The organism is Cellulomonas sp., from assembly GCF_036279715.1.
Lineage (GTDB): Bacteria > Actinomycetota > Actinomycetes > Actinomycetales > Cellulomonadaceae > Cellulomonas_A.
Genome location: NZ_DASUIR010000141.1, coordinates 1 through 14010, shown reverse-complemented (window position 1 = coordinate 14010; position 14010 = coordinate 1). Strand labels below are relative to the sequence as shown.

Annotated in this window: 14 protein-coding genes and 2 pseudogenes; 10 read left to right on the top strand and 6 right to left on the bottom strand. The window is 72.8% G+C overall.

Annotated features, from left to right (window positions below; genetic code table 11):
- Positions 1-115 precede the first annotated feature (115 nt).
- Positions 116-583 carry a 30S ribosome-binding factor RbfA gene (rbfA, locus tag VFW79_RS13380; protein WP_329677787.1) on the top strand — a complete coding sequence of 156 codons (468 nt, stop codon included), beginning with the start codon at positions 116-118 and terminating at the stop codon, positions 581-583.
- Positions 576-1511 (top strand): tRNA pseudouridine(55) synthase TruB, encoded by a 936-nt coding sequence (gene truB, locus VFW79_RS13375; protein ID WP_329677786.1) that lies wholly within the window; start codon positions 576-578, stop codon positions 1509-1511. The genes rbfA and truB overlap by 8 nt, the downstream gene beginning before the upstream one ends.
- Before the next feature lie 18 nt (positions 1512-1529).
- On the opposite strand, the gene VFW79_RS13370 is transcribed toward truB, so the two are convergent.
- Positions 1530-2060 carry an NUDIX hydrolase gene (locus tag VFW79_RS13370; protein WP_329677785.1) on the bottom strand — a complete coding sequence of 177 codons (531 nt, stop codon included), beginning with the start codon at positions 2058-2060 and terminating at the stop codon, positions 1530-1532.
- Between the two features lie 111 nt (positions 2061-2171).
- Here VFW79_RS13370 and VFW79_RS13365 point away from each other — a divergent pair, with 111 nt between their 5' ends.
- The 4 genes from VFW79_RS13365 (at position 2172) to VFW79_RS13350 (ending at position 7366) form a co-directional block, all read left to right on the top strand.
- Positions 2172-3191 (top strand): bifunctional riboflavin kinase/FAD synthetase, encoded by a 1020-nt coding sequence (locus tag VFW79_RS13365; RefSeq protein WP_329677784.1) that lies wholly within the window; start codon positions 2172-2174, stop codon positions 3189-3191.
- A gap of 133 nt (positions 3192-3324) precedes the next feature.
- Positions 3325-3594, top strand: a complete 270-nt coding sequence (gene rpsO / locus VFW79_RS13360) for a 30S ribosomal protein S15 (RefSeq protein ID WP_109132862.1) — start codon at positions 3325-3327, stop codon at positions 3592-3594.
- 213 nt (positions 3595-3807) lie between these two features.
- Positions 3808-6033 carry a polyribonucleotide nucleotidyltransferase gene (locus tag VFW79_RS13355; RefSeq protein WP_329677783.1) on the top strand — a complete coding sequence of 742 codons (2226 nt, stop codon included), beginning with the start codon at positions 3808-3810 and terminating at the stop codon, positions 6031-6033.
- A 1-nt stretch (position 6034) separates the two neighbouring features.
- Positions 6035-7366 carry a pitrilysin family protein gene (locus tag VFW79_RS13350; RefSeq protein ID WP_329677782.1) on the top strand — a complete coding sequence of 444 codons (1332 nt, stop codon included), beginning with the start codon at positions 6035-6037 and terminating at the stop codon, positions 7364-7366.
- A gap of 50 nt (positions 7367-7416) precedes the next feature.
- On the opposite strand, the gene VFW79_RS13345 is transcribed toward VFW79_RS13350, so the two are convergent.
- Positions 7417-8406 carry a hypothetical protein gene (locus tag VFW79_RS13345; protein WP_329677781.1) on the bottom strand — a complete coding sequence of 330 codons (990 nt, stop codon included), beginning with the start codon at positions 8404-8406 and terminating at the stop codon, positions 7417-7419.
- Positions 8407-8513: 107 nt separating this feature from the next.
- Here VFW79_RS13345 and dapB point away from each other — a divergent pair, with 107 nt between their 5' ends.
- Positions 8514-9269, top strand: a complete 756-nt coding sequence (gene dapB / locus VFW79_RS13340) for a 4-hydroxy-tetrahydrodipicolinate reductase (protein ID WP_329677780.1) — start codon at positions 8514-8516, stop codon at positions 9267-9269.
- The gene (locus tag VFW79_RS13335) at positions 9266-9745 is read left to right on the top strand and encodes a hypothetical protein (protein WP_414647974.1); all 480 of its coding nucleotides are present in this window, start codon (positions 9266-9268) and stop codon (positions 9743-9745) included. Before dapB ends, VFW79_RS13335 begins: the two co-directional genes overlap by 4 nt.
- Positions 9746-9815: 70 nt before the next feature.
- On the opposite strand, the gene VFW79_RS13330 is transcribed toward VFW79_RS13335, so the two are convergent.
- From VFW79_RS13330 to VFW79_RS13315, 4 genes and pseudogenes are all read right to left on the bottom strand, one after another.
- Positions 9816-10382: a GNAT family N-acetyltransferase gene (locus tag VFW79_RS13330; protein ID WP_329677778.1), complete on the bottom strand. Its 567-nt coding sequence runs from the start codon at positions 10380-10382 to the stop codon at positions 9816-9818.
- Positions 10383-10545: 163 nt separating this feature from the next.
- Positions 10546-10665: pseudogene (locus VFW79_RS13325) on the bottom strand (AzlD domain-containing protein); the annotation flags it as partial.
- Positions 10664-11002, bottom strand: a pseudogene (locus tag VFW79_RS13320) (AzlC family ABC transporter permease); the annotation flags it as partial. The pseudogenes VFW79_RS13325 and VFW79_RS13320, both read right to left, overlap by 2 nt.
- A gap of 42 nt (positions 11003-11044) precedes the next feature.
- Positions 11045-12517: an NAD-dependent succinate-semialdehyde dehydrogenase gene (locus VFW79_RS13315; protein WP_329677777.1), complete on the bottom strand. Its 1473-nt coding sequence runs from the start codon at positions 12515-12517 to the stop codon at positions 11045-11047.
- 60 nt (positions 12518-12577) lie between these two features.
- Between VFW79_RS13315 and VFW79_RS13310 the strand changes: the two genes are divergently transcribed.
- Both VFW79_RS13310 and VFW79_RS13305 read left to right on the top strand, forming a co-directional pair.
- A complete protein-coding gene (locus tag VFW79_RS13310; protein WP_329677776.1) occupies positions 12578-13396 on the top strand; it encodes a thymidylate synthase in 819 nt (272 codons plus the stop codon).
- Positions 13397-13407: 11 nt separating this feature from the next.
- A complete protein-coding gene (locus VFW79_RS13305; RefSeq protein WP_329677775.1) occupies positions 13408-13926 on the top strand; it encodes a dihydrofolate reductase in 519 nt (172 codons plus the stop codon).
- Positions 13927-14010 lie beyond the last annotated feature (84 nt).

Below are 14010 nucleotides of genomic sequence, written 5' to 3'. Positions count from 1 at the left end.
CTTTCGGCGCGGGCCACCGCGCGTCGTGCGTCCGTCAGTGTCGAGTGCCCCGCGGGCGTCGACGTCGATCACCCGTCCCGCAGGCCGGGGCGGACCTTCCAGAAGGCCGGAGAACATGGCAGACCAGGGTCGTGCGAGGAAGCTCGCCGAGCGGATCCAGCAGATCGTCGCGCAGATGCTCGACACGCGGATCAAGGACCCGAGGCTCGGGTTCGTCACCGTCACCGATGTGCGGGTGACCGGCGACCTGCAGCACGCGGACGTCTTCTACACCGTCTACGGCGACGACGAGGCGCGGGCCGGTTCCGCGGCCGCGCTCGACAGCGCGAAGGGTCTCATCCGTTCCGAGGTCGGCAAGCAGACCGGCATGCGACTGACGCCGTCGCTCGACTTCCACCTCGACGCCGTCCCGGAGACGGCCGCCCACCTGACCGCAGCGCTGTCGGAGGCCGCGCGTCGGGACGCGGAGGTTGCGGCACTCGCGGCCACGGCCCAGTTCGCCGGCGACGCCGACCCGTACCGCAAGCCGGCCGACGCGGACGAGTCGGACGACGAGGACGACGACGACCGCGCCGGTGCCTGACCGCGTCCGGCGTCCTACGGCGCCGGACGGGCTCGTCGTCGTCGACAAGCCGGCCGGCTGCACGAGCCACGACGTCGTCGCACGCATGCGCCGCCTGGCCGGGACGCGGAAGGTCGGGCATGCCGGCACGCTCGACCCGATGGCGACCGGCGTGCTCGTGCTCGGCATCGGCCGGGCGACGCGGCTGCTGACCTACGTCGTCGGCGCCGACAAGGAGTACGTCGCGACGATCCGCCTCGGCGCGTCGACGACGACGGACGACGCCGAGGGGGAGCTCGTGACCTCAGGTGACGCGTCGGTGGTGACCCGCGCCGACATCGATCGCGAGGTCGCGCTCCTGACGGGCTCGATCCTGCAGGTCCCGAGCTCGGTGAGCGCGATCAAGATCGACGGGCAGCGGGCCTACGCGCGGGTGCGCGCCGGCGAGGACGTCGAGCTGGCCGCCCGCCCGGTCACCGTGAGCGAGTTCGCCGTGGGCGACGTGCGCTCGGTCGACGCGGGCGACAGGGGGACGCCCGCGCTGGACGTCGACGTCCGCGTCGTGTGCTCGTCGGGCACCTACGTCCGGGCGCTCGCGCGCGACCTCGGGGTCCGTCTCGGAGTCGGCGGGCACCTCACGGCGCTGCGCCGGACCCGGGTCGGTGGCTACCCGCTCGCGATGGCGCGCACCCTCGACGAGCTCGAGGCCTGGCCGCAGGACGTCCCGCTGGACGTCCTCCCGCTCGCCGACGCCGCCCGGGCGACCTTCCCCGTCCGTGAGCTCACGGTGGCCGAGGCTGCTGCGCTGTCGTTCGGCAAGCGGATCGAGGCCGGTCCACCGACCCTGAGCGAGCCGATCGCTGCGCTGTCGCCGGCGGGAGAGCTCGTGGCGCTGCTCGAGACGAGCGGCGAGCAGGCCCGGCCGGTGCTGGTCTTCGCGCCGGCCTGAGCCCGTGGCTCGGCTCCCTCAGGTGGGTGCGAGGAGGTAGCGGAGCACACCGGTGAGCGAGAGCCCGTCGCGCACCTCCCCGGCGAGCACGAGAGCGCGCACCTCGTCCACGGAGACCCACGCGATACGTTCGGACTCGCTCGGGTCGGACGGCGGCCCGACGTGGGTCGCGCCGTCGGCGACGAACACGTGGAACGTCTGGTCCGACGTGCCGTTCGCCGGGTGGTACGTCTGCAGCGGTCGGACCGGGCCTGGACGCCAGCCGGTCTCCTCGAGCACCTCGCGGGCCGCCGCCTGCGCCGGTGTCTCGCCGGGGTCGACGCGTCCGGCCGGGATCTCCCAGCCCCACGTGTCGGTGATGAACCGGTGCCGCCACAGCAGCAGGAGGCCGCGGTCGGGATCGTGGACGACCGTGCCGGCCGCGTGCATCGGCATCCGCACGACGTGGTGGTCGATCCGGCCGTGCCCGGGCACGTCGACGTCGACGAGGACGAGCCGCACCCACGGGCTGTCGTAGATGGTCCGTTCACCGAAGGTCTGCCACAGCATGCCCCGACCCTACGGCCCGCGTTCGGGTGCGTGCGCCGAGCGTGGCAGTCTTGTCCCGGCTGATCCTGCCGCGCGCAGGCACGGTCCCCGTCCGAGATTCGAGGAGTACGCGTGCAGCGCTGGACCGATCTGGCGGACGTGCCGAGCGGCTACGGGCCGTCGGTCGTGACGATCGGGAACTTCGACGGTGTGCACCGCGGTCACGTCGGGGTGCTGGAACGCATGGTGGGGGACGCGCGGGCGGCGGGGGTGCGAGCCGTCGCGGTGACGTTCACCCCGCACCCCTCGCAGGTGCACCGGCCGGACACCGCGCCACCGCTGCTGACCGGCGACGCCGACCGTCTCGAGCTGCTCGCGCAGACCGGTCTCGACGCCGTGCTGCTGCTCGAGTACACGCTCGCGTTCGCTCGCCAGACGGCCGAGGAGTTCGTCGTGCGCTACCTCGTCGAGGGGCTCGCGGCGTGCACCGTGGTCGTGGGCCACGACGTGCGGTTCGGCCGGGACAACGCTGGTGACCTGACGACGATGATCGAGCTCGGCCGGACGTACGGGTTCACGGTCGAGGTCATCGACGACGTCGCGCCGGTCGTCTCCACGGCCATCGTGGCGGCGCCGGCTCCGGGCGTCGCCCCGCACCGACGCTGGTCCTCGACATGGGTCCGCGAGCTGCTCGAGGCCGGCGACGTCGCCGGTGCGGCGCGGGTCCTGGGCCGCCCGCACCGTATGCGCGGCATCGTCGTGCACGGCGACGCGCGGGGGCGCGAGCTCGGGTTCCCCACGGCCAACCTCGCCCAGGACGCGACGGGCATGGTGCCGGCGGACGGCGTCTACGCGGGCTGGTTGCGCCCGCTCCGCGCGCCCGGCGACCCGGCCGCGGAGGCGACGGACGTGCTGCCCGCTGCGATCTCGGTGGGGACCAACCCGACGTTCGAGGGTGTCCAGCGACGGGTCGAGGCGTACGTCCTGGACCGCACCGACCTCGAGCTGTACGACCGGGAGGTCGTCCTCGAGTTCGTCGCCATGCTGCGTCCGACGGTGCGGTTCGACTCGATCGACGCGCTCGTCGGGCAGATGCGCCTCGATGTGGAGCGTGTCCGGGACGTGCTGGCGCCGGCTCCGCCGCGGGGCTGACCGCTCGAGCAGCCCGGGTCGGGCGCGCGCGTCGTCCCTGGTAGCATCTAAGAGCCGTCAGATCGGCCGCGGACCGAGAGCGCTCGGGTGGACATGCCCCGGAGCACCGCGCAACGAGTACACCTGGAGAGCTGTGCCCCTCGAAAGTGCCGTCAAGCAGTCCATCATGACCGAGTTCGCCACCCACGAGGGCGACACCGGTTCTCCCGAGGTCCAGATCGCGATGCTCACGCAGCGCATCAAGGACCTCACCGAGCACCTCAAGGTCCACAAGCACGACCACCACAGCCGGCGTGGCCTGCTGCTGCTGGTCGGCCAGCGTCGTCGCCTCCTGGGCTACCTGCAGAAGGTCGACATCAACCGCTACCGCAGCTTGATCGAGCGGCTCGGCCTGCGCCGCTAGCTGTTCGCAACCAGCCCGGACCCGCACGGGTCCGGGCTGGTTCCACGCTGGGCCCGGCATCGTCGTCGGACCCAGCCGTACGACCGTGACACCACCCGCGCCGACCCGCCCGTCCGGTCCTCGGTAGTGGCATCCGGAGCTCTCGTGCTCCGTGCGCCTCGATCGAAGACCGTCGTGGTCAGGGCGACGCCTTCACAAAAGAGGAGGGCACCCATGGAGGGTCCCGAGATTCAGTTCGCCGAGGCAGTGATCGACAACGGTCGCTTCGGAACACGCACCGTCCGCTTCGAGACCGGCCGCATCGCGCGCCAGGCCGCCGGCTCGGCCGTCGCCTACCTGGACGGCGAGACCACGCTGCTGGCAGCGACGACCGCCGGGAAGCACCCGAAGGACCAGTTCGACTTCTTCCCGCTGACGATCGACGTCGAGGAGCGGCAGTACGCCGCCGGCAAGATCCCCGGCTCGTTCTTCCGTCGTGAGGGGCGCCCGTCCACCGAGGCGATCCTGGCCTGCCGGCTCGTCGACCGCCCGCTGCGCCCCCTGTTCGTCAAGGGTCTGCGCAACGAGGTCCAGGTCGTCATCACCGTCCTGACGATCCACCCGGACGACTCGTACGACGTCCTCGCCATCAATGCTGCGTCGATCTCGACCCAGCTGTCGGGCCTGCCGTTCTCCGGCCCCGTCGCCGGTGTGCGCGTCGCGCTCATCGACGGCCAGTGGGTCGCGTTCCCGCGCTACTCCGAGCGCGAGCGCGCGACGTTCGACATGGTCGTGGCCGGCCGTGTCGTCGGTGACGACGTCGCGATCGCGATGATCGAGGCCGAGGCGCCTGAGAAGTCGTGGAACCTCATCAAGTTCGAGGGCGCCACCGCACCGACCGAGGAGGTCGTGTCGCAGGGCATCGAGGCGGCCAAGCCGTTCCTCCGTGTCCTGTGCGCCGCGCAGGCCGACCTGGCCGCTCGCGCCGCCAAGCCGACGCAGGCCTTCCCGGTGTTCCCCGAGTACCAGCCCGACGCGTACGCAGCCGTCGAGGCCGCAGTCGAGGGCCCGCTCGGCCAGGCGCTGTCGATCGCTGACAAGCAGGACCGCGAGAGCCGGCTCGACGAGGTCAAGGCCGAGGCCCTGGCGTCGCTCGCCGACGCGTTCGCGGGTCGCGAGAAGGAGCTGTCCGCGGCTGTTCGCGCGGTCACCAAGAAGCTCATCCGCCAGCGCATCCTGACGGACGGCTTCCGGATCGACGGGCGTGGGCTGCGGGACATCCGCACGCTCTCGGCCGAGGTCGAGGTCCTTCCCCGTGTCCACGGCTCGGCGCTGTTCGAGCGCGGCGAGACCCAGATCCTCGGGGTCACGACGCTCAACATGCTCCGCATGGAGCAGCAGCTCGACACGCTCTCCCCGGAGACGCGCAAGCGCTACATGCACAACTACAACTTCCCGCCCTACTCGACGGGTGAGACGGGCCGTGTCGGTTCGCCGAAGCGCCGCGAGATCGGTCACGGGGCGCTCGCCGAGCGCGCGCTCCTGCCCGTCCTGCCGAGCCGCGAGGAGTTCCCCTACGCGATCCGCCAGGTCTCCGAGGCGCTCAGCTCGAACGGCTCGACGTCGATGGGCTCGGTCTGCGCCTCGACGCTCTCGCTGCTCAACGCCGGTGTGCCGCTGCGCGCAGCGGTCGCGGGCATCGCGATGGGTCTCGTCTCCGACACCGTGGACGGCGAGACCCGCTACGCGGCGCTCACCGACATCCTCGGGGCCGAGGACGCGTTCGGCGACATGGACTTCAAGGTCGCCGGCACGCGTGAGTTCGTCACAGCGATCCAGCTGGACACGAAGCTCAACGGCATCCCCGCCTCGGTCCTCGCCAGCGCGCTGACGCAGGCGAAGGAGGCGCGTCTCGCGATCCTCGACGTCATCAACGAGGCCATCGACACGCCCGACGAGATGAGCCCGTACGCGCCTCGGGTCATCACGGTGCAGGTCCCGGTCGACAAGATCGGCGAGGTCATCGGGCCGAAGGGCAAGATGATCAACCAGATCCAGGCTGAGACGGGCGCCGACATCTCGATCGAGGATGACGGCACCGTCTACATCGGCGCGACCGACGGACCGTCGGCCGAGGCCGCGCGGGCCGCGATCAACGCCATCGCGAACCCGCACATGCCCGAGATCGGTGAGCGCTTCGTGGGCACCGTGGTCAAGACCACGACCTTCGGCGCGTTCGTGTCGCTCTCGCCGGGCAAGGACGGTCTGCTCCACATCTCGCAGATCCGCAAGCTCGTCGGCGGCAAGCGCGTGGACAACGTCGAGGACGTCCTCTCGGTGGGCCAGAAGGTCCAGGTCGAGATCGGTGAGATCGACCCGCGCGGCAAGCTGTCGCTGCACGCGGTCGTCGACGAGGCCGAGGGCGCTGCTGCCGCGGTCGACGCCGGAGCCGACGACTGACGTGCCCTTGGACCTCCCGCTCGTCGCGCCCGGTCAGCCGGGCAGCGAGCTGACCGCCGGGCAGGACGGCGGCGCACATGTGCGTCGTTCCGTCCTGCCCGGTGGGGTCCGGGTGCTCACGGAGCACATGCCCGGTCTGCGCTCGGCCACGGTCGGGGCGTGGGTCGGGGTCGGATCGCGGGACGAGAGCGACGGTCACCACGGCTCGACGCACTTCCTCGAGCACCTGCTGTTCAAGGGCACCGCACGGCGCACGGCGATGGACATCGCGGAGGCCTTCGACGAGGTCGGCGGCGAGGCCAACGCAGCGACCGGCAAGGAGCACACCTGCTACTACGCGCGGGTGCTCGACACCGACCTGCCCATGGCGGTCGATGTCATCGCGGACATGGTCACGTCCGCGCGCCTGGACGTCGACGAGCTCGAGATCGAGCGTGGCGTCATCCTCGAAGAGCTTGCGATGAACGACGACGACCCGAGCGACGTCGTCCATGAGCAGTTCGCGACCGCCGTCCTCGGAGCGCACCCGCTCGGACGGCCCATCGGTGGCACCCCGGACACGATCCGGGCGGTGCCGCGCTCGGCTGTCTGGGAGCACTACCGCGAGCACTACCGCTCTGCTGGCCTCGTCGTGACCGCGGCCGGCGGCGTCGACCACGACGCACTCTGCACGCAGGTCGCCGCGGCGCTGGCCGACGGCGGCTGGGACCTCACGGCCGACGCAACGCCCTTGGGCAGGCGCGGGGCCGACGACGTCGAGGGTGGCATCCCCACCGCCGGCGTCGAGATGACGACGCACCGGGTGACCGAGCAGGCGAACGTCATCGTCGGAGGCACCGGGCTCACGGCCACGGACCCGCGGCGGTTCACGCTGTCGGTGCTGAACGCCGTCCTCGGCGGCGGCATGTCCTCGCGACTCTTCCAGGAGATCCGGGAGAAGCGCGGGCTCGCGTACTCGACCTACTCGTTCGCATCGGGCCACGCCGACACCGGGATCTTCGGGGTCTATGCCGGATGCGCCCCGGGCAAGGTCGACCAGGTCACGGAGCTGCTCGTCTCGGAGTGGGAGCGCCTCGCCGACAGCGGGATCACCGACGGCGAGCTGCGACGGTCCATCGGGCAGCTCTCGGGCGGGCTCGTGCTCGGCATGGAGGACACCGGCTCGCGCATGAACCGGCTCGGCAAGGCCGAGCTCGTGCTCGGTGAGCTCATGTCGCTCGACGAGACGCTCGAAGCCGTCCAGTCCGTGACAGCCGCCGGGGTGCAGGAGCTCGCCGCCGACCTCGCGTCGCGCCCGCGGTCGTTCGTGCGGATCGGCCCTTTCGGCGACTGACAACCTGGGCGGGTCGTTCGGCGAAGACCCCCGCGGCGCGCGGCCGACCGTCAGGACGCGAGCGAGCTGGGAGCAGCCGTGATGTCGGTCGCGTCGGGAGCAAGACCAGCGAGGGCTCGTGCGACGGGACGCCAGGTGGCCGCGCAGGCCGATGCCCCGGCGGACAGCGCACACGCGAGCAGCAGCTGGTCGGAGCTGCCGCCCCACCACATCAGCACGATCGGGGCTGTCGTTGCGATCTGGGCTGCGACGAGCGTCAACGCCCCGACGCGGCCGGCGCCCGAGATGAGCGCTCCGGCGGCGACCAGCAGGAGGAGCGACCCGCCCGGCTCGAGGACGGCCATGGGGAGCAGCGCGGCCCGGCCCGTTCCCCACCCGTAGGCGTCGGTCGCGACGAGCACCGTGACGGCGCCGAGCCAGAGCGCGAGGGCGGGAACGCCGACGGCCAGCAGTGCTCGGCGAGCAGCCGCGCGACCCACCCCGGCCTCGTCCCGACGCCGACCGGCCGATCTCCGTGCCGGGCGCTGGGCCCACCACGATGCGCCTGCCAGGGCGAGCAGCACGACGAGCGGCGAGAGTGCCGCAGGGTCGGCGAGCGTGAGAGGCCAGGCGTCGACGGACCAGTCGATCGGCTGGGCCGGACCGGGCCAGCCGACCGGCGCGACGATCCCGTTGGGGGGTGCGAACGCCAGCACGCACTGGACCGCGACGGCGGTGGCGCCCACGCCCAGGGGGAGCCACGCGCGACCGCTGCGGGCCTGGCGTGCGGTGGCGACCCAGCACGCGGCGACCCAGGCGAGCACGGTCAGCGTCCAGCCGATCGACATCCGCAGGCTCTCGCTCGCGAGGACGGGAGGAAAGGCAGCCAGGGCGACCGGCGACCCGTCCGGTGCGGTCAGGTGGGGGACCTCCCACGCCGCGCGCGCCGAGGACTCCGCGGCGTGGACCAGCGCCCACGACGAGGTCGCGACACCGGCGACCAGGACCACGACACCGGTCGCGGGGTGGCGTGCCGATGTCGCGAATGTCGGGGTGCGCATGGCTGCTCCATCGGCGCCTCTGCGTCTCGCCTTGAGGCGGCCGGCAGCGGGAGCACCCCGATGGCTGCCTCCGACCACCGCGACGGGGTCGACTAGGGTGACTCTCCGTGAGCGCGCAGATCAAGGTCGCCGTCCTGGGAGCAGCCGGACGCATGGGTTCGACCGTTGTCGAGGCGGTTCGTGCGGCACCCGGCCTCGAGGTCGTGGCGGCGATAGACGCAGGAGGCGACCTCTCCCTGCTGACGGAGGTCGGAGCCCAGGTGGCCGTCGACTTCACCGTTCCGTCCGCGACCGAGGGGAACGTCCACGCCCTCATCGACGCCGGCATCCACGCCGTGGTCGGCACGACGGGCTGGACCGAGGAGTCGCTCGGGCGCGTTCGCGACCACCTCGCGAGCCGTCCGGGTGTCGGCGTCCTGATCGCGCCGAACTTCGCCCTCGGCGCGGTGCTTGCCATGACGTTCGCAGCCCGCGCCGCGCGGTACTTCGAGTCCGTCGAGGTCATCGAGCTGCACCACCCCGACAAGGTCGACGCGCCGTCCGGGACTGCTCGGCACACGGCCGCAGCGATCGCCGCGGCGCGCGCAGCGGCGGGCGTCGGACCCAGCCCCGATGCGACGACCACGGCGCTCGCCGGGGCACGGGGTGCCGACGTCGACGGCATCCGGGTGCACTCGGTGCGGTTGCGCGGGCTCATCGCGCACGAGGAGATCCTGCTCGGCAACCCCGGAGAGCAGCTGACCATCAGGCACGACTCGTTCGACCGCGTGAGCTTCATGCCCGGCGTCCTGCACGCCGTGCGGCGCGTCGGCGCGCGACCGGGCCTCACTGTCGGGCTCGAGCACCTGCTCGACCTCGGGTGACGGACGTGACGTCGTCGCTGCGCCGGCGGTTGCCGCGCGCGTCGCTCGTCGGTGCGGTCGCGCTCACGGCACTGCTGGCCCTGTACCTGTGGCTCGTCACCGATCGTGCCGTCGCGTTGCTGCGGACCGCTTCCCCCGTCGGGATCGTGCTCGGCGCGGGAGTGCTCCTGCTGCCGCTGCTCGGTGTCTGGTCGATCGTGCGCGAGTGGCGCCTGGCCGTCGACGTGCAGCGCATGGCCGACGAGCTCGCCGCGGTCGGTGCCCTGCGCGTCGACGACCTGCCGCGTTCTCCTGGGGGTCGGATCGACCGGACCGCGGCGGGGGCCCAGTTCGAGACCAGCCGCGCCGAGGTCGAGGCTGCCCCGGACGACTGGGGCTCGTGGTACCGCCTGGCGTTCGCGTACGACGCCGCGGGGGACCGGCGTCGGGCCCGCGAGTCGCTGCGCACGGCCTCGCGGCTGCACCGCGCGGTCTGACCTGCACCCAGCGGCCTGACCTGCACCGCGGCAGCTGGCCGGCACGGGGCGGCCGGCGGCTGACCCGTGCTCAGATCGCGGCGGACCAGCGGTGCTCGGTCACCTGGCGCTCCGTGCCGTCGGCCATCGTGCCGCTCGCCAGGGTGCGGATCGCGTCGTCGGCTCCGAGCCCGGCCGAGGCGAGGAACTGCGCACGCGCGGAGTCCCCGTCGAGGACCCAGGTCTGCACGTGATCGGCGCCGTCCTCGCGCAGGAGGTCGACCGCGGCCGCGAGCAGCCGCGAACCGTGCCCTGCGCGCTGCGACCGGGGGGCGACCTCGAGCGCGAGGATCTCGCCTCCGGGCGCGTCGAGCGGGGACTCCTCCGGGGCCGGGATCGGGCCGACTGCGACAAAGCCGACGACGTCGGCACCGTCGCACGCGACGAGCACGCGGTGGCCCCGAGACGGCGGGGACGTGATCGCGACCGCCCACTGCTCGGCGAACGCCGCTCCGTCGAGGGCAGCCAGGACAGCCTCGCCGAGCGTGTCCCGGTGCGTGTCGCGCCACGCGGCGAGCTGCGTGGCGGCGATCGCGAGCTCGTCTCCTGGGACGGCGGGGCGGACCGAGACGTCGGCCTGCTCGCTGAAGAGCGCCATCAGGCGCTGACCAGGGCGCCGGAGCCCGTCGCAGGTCCACAGGCGAGCAATCGGCAGCGCGTGGCCAACGGGACCTCCAGGAGTGTGGTCGACGGGCGCCGACGAGGGCGGTGCGGGGAAGGGTCTCGAGGCTAGCAACTGCGGCTGGGCTCCCGCTCCGGGCTCAGGGCATCCCCAGAGCGCGCAGGGTTGCCGCCGTCGCGGCGGCGGCGATCACCACGACGATGAACGGCGCGCGCAGCGCGAGCGCGATCGCGGCGACGACGACGGCGGGCAGCCGCGAAGACCCCGATGCCGGTCCACCAGAACCCTGCGCGCGACGCAGCCGGGTCTCGCTGTGCCGCGGCGACGGCGATCGACTCGTCGATCGTCAGGTGGGCCGCAACGGGCCGACGCCACCCGCGGGCACCGAGCAGAGGAGCGACCTGCGGGCCTTACAGGCCGTTGCGCGTCCCGAGCAGCCCGGCGGTCGCGACCGCTGCGACGGCGCCGCCCGGGCCCCTCACCCCGATGAAGGCGAACTGCGAGCCCCCGGAGAACATCAGGAGGCTGCGCGCCGCGGTCTGCGGGAGGTCGAGGCCCGCGGTGATGGAGAGCGCCCCGAACGACACGCCGTACAGGCCCGTCGGTCAGCCCGAGGCCACCGCAGCGGCCATGGCGTCCTACAACGCGACGTACACGGTCTCGAGGTACTCCTCGATCCCCGCCTCGCCGCCCTCGCGCCCCAGCCCCGAGGACTTCACGCCCCCGAACGGCGCGCTCGCGTCCGAGACCATGCCGCGGTTGATGCCGAGCATCCCCGTCTCGACGCTCTCGACGAGCCGCATGACGCGCCCGACGTCGCGCGTGTACGCGTAGGCGACGAGCCCGAACTCGGTGCCGTTCGCGAGCGCGACGGCCTCGTCCTCGGTCGCGAACGTCACGACGGGGGCGACGGGACCGAACACCTCCTCGGTGACCACGAGGTCGTCCGGGGACACGTTCTCGAGGACCGTGGGCGCGTAGAAGTACCCCGCCCCCCGCGGGCGGTGGCCACCCGACCGCACGACCGCGCCACCGTCGACCGCGGCGGCAACCGCAGCCTCGACCCGGTCGACAGCAGCCGCCTCGATCAGGGGGCCCACCGTGGTTCCGGGCGTCGCGCCGTGGCCCATGACCAGGCGGTCGAACGCGGCGGTGAGCCCGTCGGTGAACTCGGCCGCGACCGACTCGTGCACGAGGAAGCGGTTCGCCGCGACGCACGTCTGCCCGGAGTTCCGCATCTTCGCCGCGAGCGCACCCTCGACAGCGGCAGGGATGTCCGCGTCGTCGAACACCAGGAACGGCGCGTTGCCGCCGAGCTCCATCGACGTGCGCAGGACGCCCTGTGCGGCGCTGCGCAGCAGGATCCTGCCGACCTCCGTCGAGCCGGTGAACGACAGCTTGCGCAGCCGCGGGTCGGCGAGCAGCGGCGTCGTGAGAGCGCTCGCGGACGAGCTCGGCAGGATTCCCAGGACACCCGCCGGAAGACCGCGCGCCTCGAGCTCGGCGCGTACCATCTCCGCGACGTATGCGGTGGTCAGCGGGGTGAGCTGGGCCGGCTTGACGATGACGGGGCAGCCGGCTGCGAGCGCGGGCGCCATCTTGCGCGCGATCATCGCGATCGGGAAGTTCCACGGCGTGATCAGCAGCGCGGGGCCGACGGGGCGCCGCAGGACGAGCTGGTGCGCGCCACCGGCCGGCGCCCGGCGCGCCAACCCGTCGAGCCGCACGGCCTGCTCGGAGTACCACCGCACGTAGTCGGCCGCGTACGCGACCTCGGCGCGGGACTCGGCGAGCGGCTTGCCCCCCTCCGCGGTCACGAGGGCCGCGAGGTCCTCGGCGTGGGCCCGCATCTCCTCGAACACCGCGCGCAGCAGCTCGGCGCGTGCGCGGGGCGAGACCGCGCGCCACTCCTCGCGGGCGGAGTCCGCCGCCGCGAGCGCCGCCAGGGCGTCCTCGGGGCCGGCATCCGCGACCTCGAACAGCACCTGCGTGGTCGCCGGGTCCGCCACCTCGAACCTGCGCCCGGACGCGGCCGCGCGCCACACGCCGTCGATGAGCAGCTCCGTCGGGACGTGGGCCGCGACGGTGGGGGGGAGCGTGGGCGTCGACATGTGCCCAGTGTCGACCTGGGCCCCGGGTCGCGCCAGGTGCCTGCCCTTAGGATTGCCGCCATGACGACTCCGGCGGGTGCCTCGGTCCCGACTCCGTACGAGGATCTCCTGCGCCTGGTCCTCGAGACGGGCACCCCCAAGTCCGACCGGACGGGCACCGGGACGCGGAGCCTGTTCGGCCACCAGCTGCGGTACGACCTGTCGGCGGGGTTCCCGCTCGTCACGACCAAGCGCGTGCACCTCAAGTCGATCGTCTACGAGCTGCTGTGGTTCCTGCGCGGGGACTCGAACGTCGCGTGGCTGCGCGAGCACGGCGTCAAGATCTGGGACGAGTGGGCCGACGCGAACGGCGACCTCGGGCCGGTCTACGGCGTGCAGTGGCGTTCGTGGCCGACGCCCGACGGCGGCCACATCGACCAGATCGCGCAGGTCATCGAGGCGATCCGTCGCGACCCCGACTCGCGTCGTCACATCGTCTCGGCCTGGAACGTCGCCGAGATCCCGTCGATGGCGCTCGCGCCGTGCCACACGATGTTCCAGTTCTACGTCGCGGGCGGACGGCTCTCGTGCCAGCTCTACCAGCGTTCGGCCGACATGTTCCTCGGGGTGCCGTTCAACATCGCGTCCTACGCCCTGCTCACCCACATGGTGGCGCAGCAGACCGGTCTCGAGGTCGGGGACTTCATCTGGACCGGCGGCGACTGCCACATCTACGACAACCACGTCGCCCAGGTGCGTGAGCAGCTCGCGCGCGAGCCGTACCCCTACCCGACGCTCGCGCTGCGCAAGGCGCCGTCGATCAACGAGTACGCGTTCGAGGACGTCGAGGTCGTCGGCTACCAGCACCACCCGACGATCCCCGCCCCGATCGCGGTCTGACGGGTCGCGCGGTGACCCTCGCACTCGTGTGGGCGCAGACGCCAGACGGCGTCATCGGCCGCGACGGTGCTCTGCCCTGGCACGTGCCGGAGGACCTGGCGCACTTCCGCGCGCTCACGTCCGGGCATCCCGTCGTCATGGGACGCGCGACGTGGGAGTCGCTTCCGGAGCGCTTCCGGCCCCTGCCGGGTCGCGAGAACATCGTGTTGTCCCGCACGCCGGGGTATGTCGCCGAGGGCGCCCGGGTGGTGGCGACGATGGCCGCCGCGCTCGAGCTCGTCGCGGGTCGAGAGGCCTGGGTGATCGGCGGTGGCGCCGTCTACGAGGCCGCCGTCGGGCACGCGGACCGGCTCGAGGTCACCGAGATCGACGACATGGTCGCGGGGGACACCTACGCACCCGTGATCGACGCGGCCTGGACGCTGACCGCGCGTGAACCCGAGGCGGGCTGGCACACGTCGGTCACGACCGGCGTGCGTTACCGGTTCTGCTCCTACCGGCGCGCCAGCCCGGAGCCGGCCGCAAGATAGGCCCGCCGGACGCGGGGCAGCCCGCCGCCGCGCCCCGCCGCGCCCCGAGCCCTCGCGCCGTGAGCCCCGTCGCCCCCGGACCGG

Coding starts and splice junctions, on each gene's coding strand:
- VFW79_RS13355 (WP_329677783.1), top strand. CDS start 3,808: ATGGAGGGTCCCGAGATTCAGTTCGCCGAGGCAGTGATCGACAACGGT.
- VFW79_RS13370 (WP_329677785.1), bottom strand. CDS start 2,060: ATGCTGTGGCAGACCTTCGGTGAACGGACCATCTACGACAGCCCGTGG.
- VFW79_RS13315 (WP_329677777.1), bottom strand. CDS start 12,517: ATGTCGACGCCCACGCTCCCCCCCACCGTCGCGGCCCACGTCCCGACG.
- rbfA (WP_329677787.1), top strand. CDS start 116: ATGGCAGACCAGGGTCGTGCGAGGAAGCTCGCCGAGCGGATCCAGCAG.
- VFW79_RS13330 (WP_329677778.1), bottom strand. CDS start 10,382: ATGGCGCTCTTCAGCGAGCAGGCCGACGTCTCGGTCCGCCCCGCCGTC.
- VFW79_RS13310 (WP_329677776.1), top strand. CDS start 12,578: ATGACGACTCCGGCGGGTGCCTCGGTCCCGACTCCGTACGAGGATCTC.
- VFW79_RS13345 (WP_329677781.1), bottom strand. CDS start 8,406: ATGCGCACCCCGACATTCGCGACATCGGCACGCCACCCCGCGACCGGT.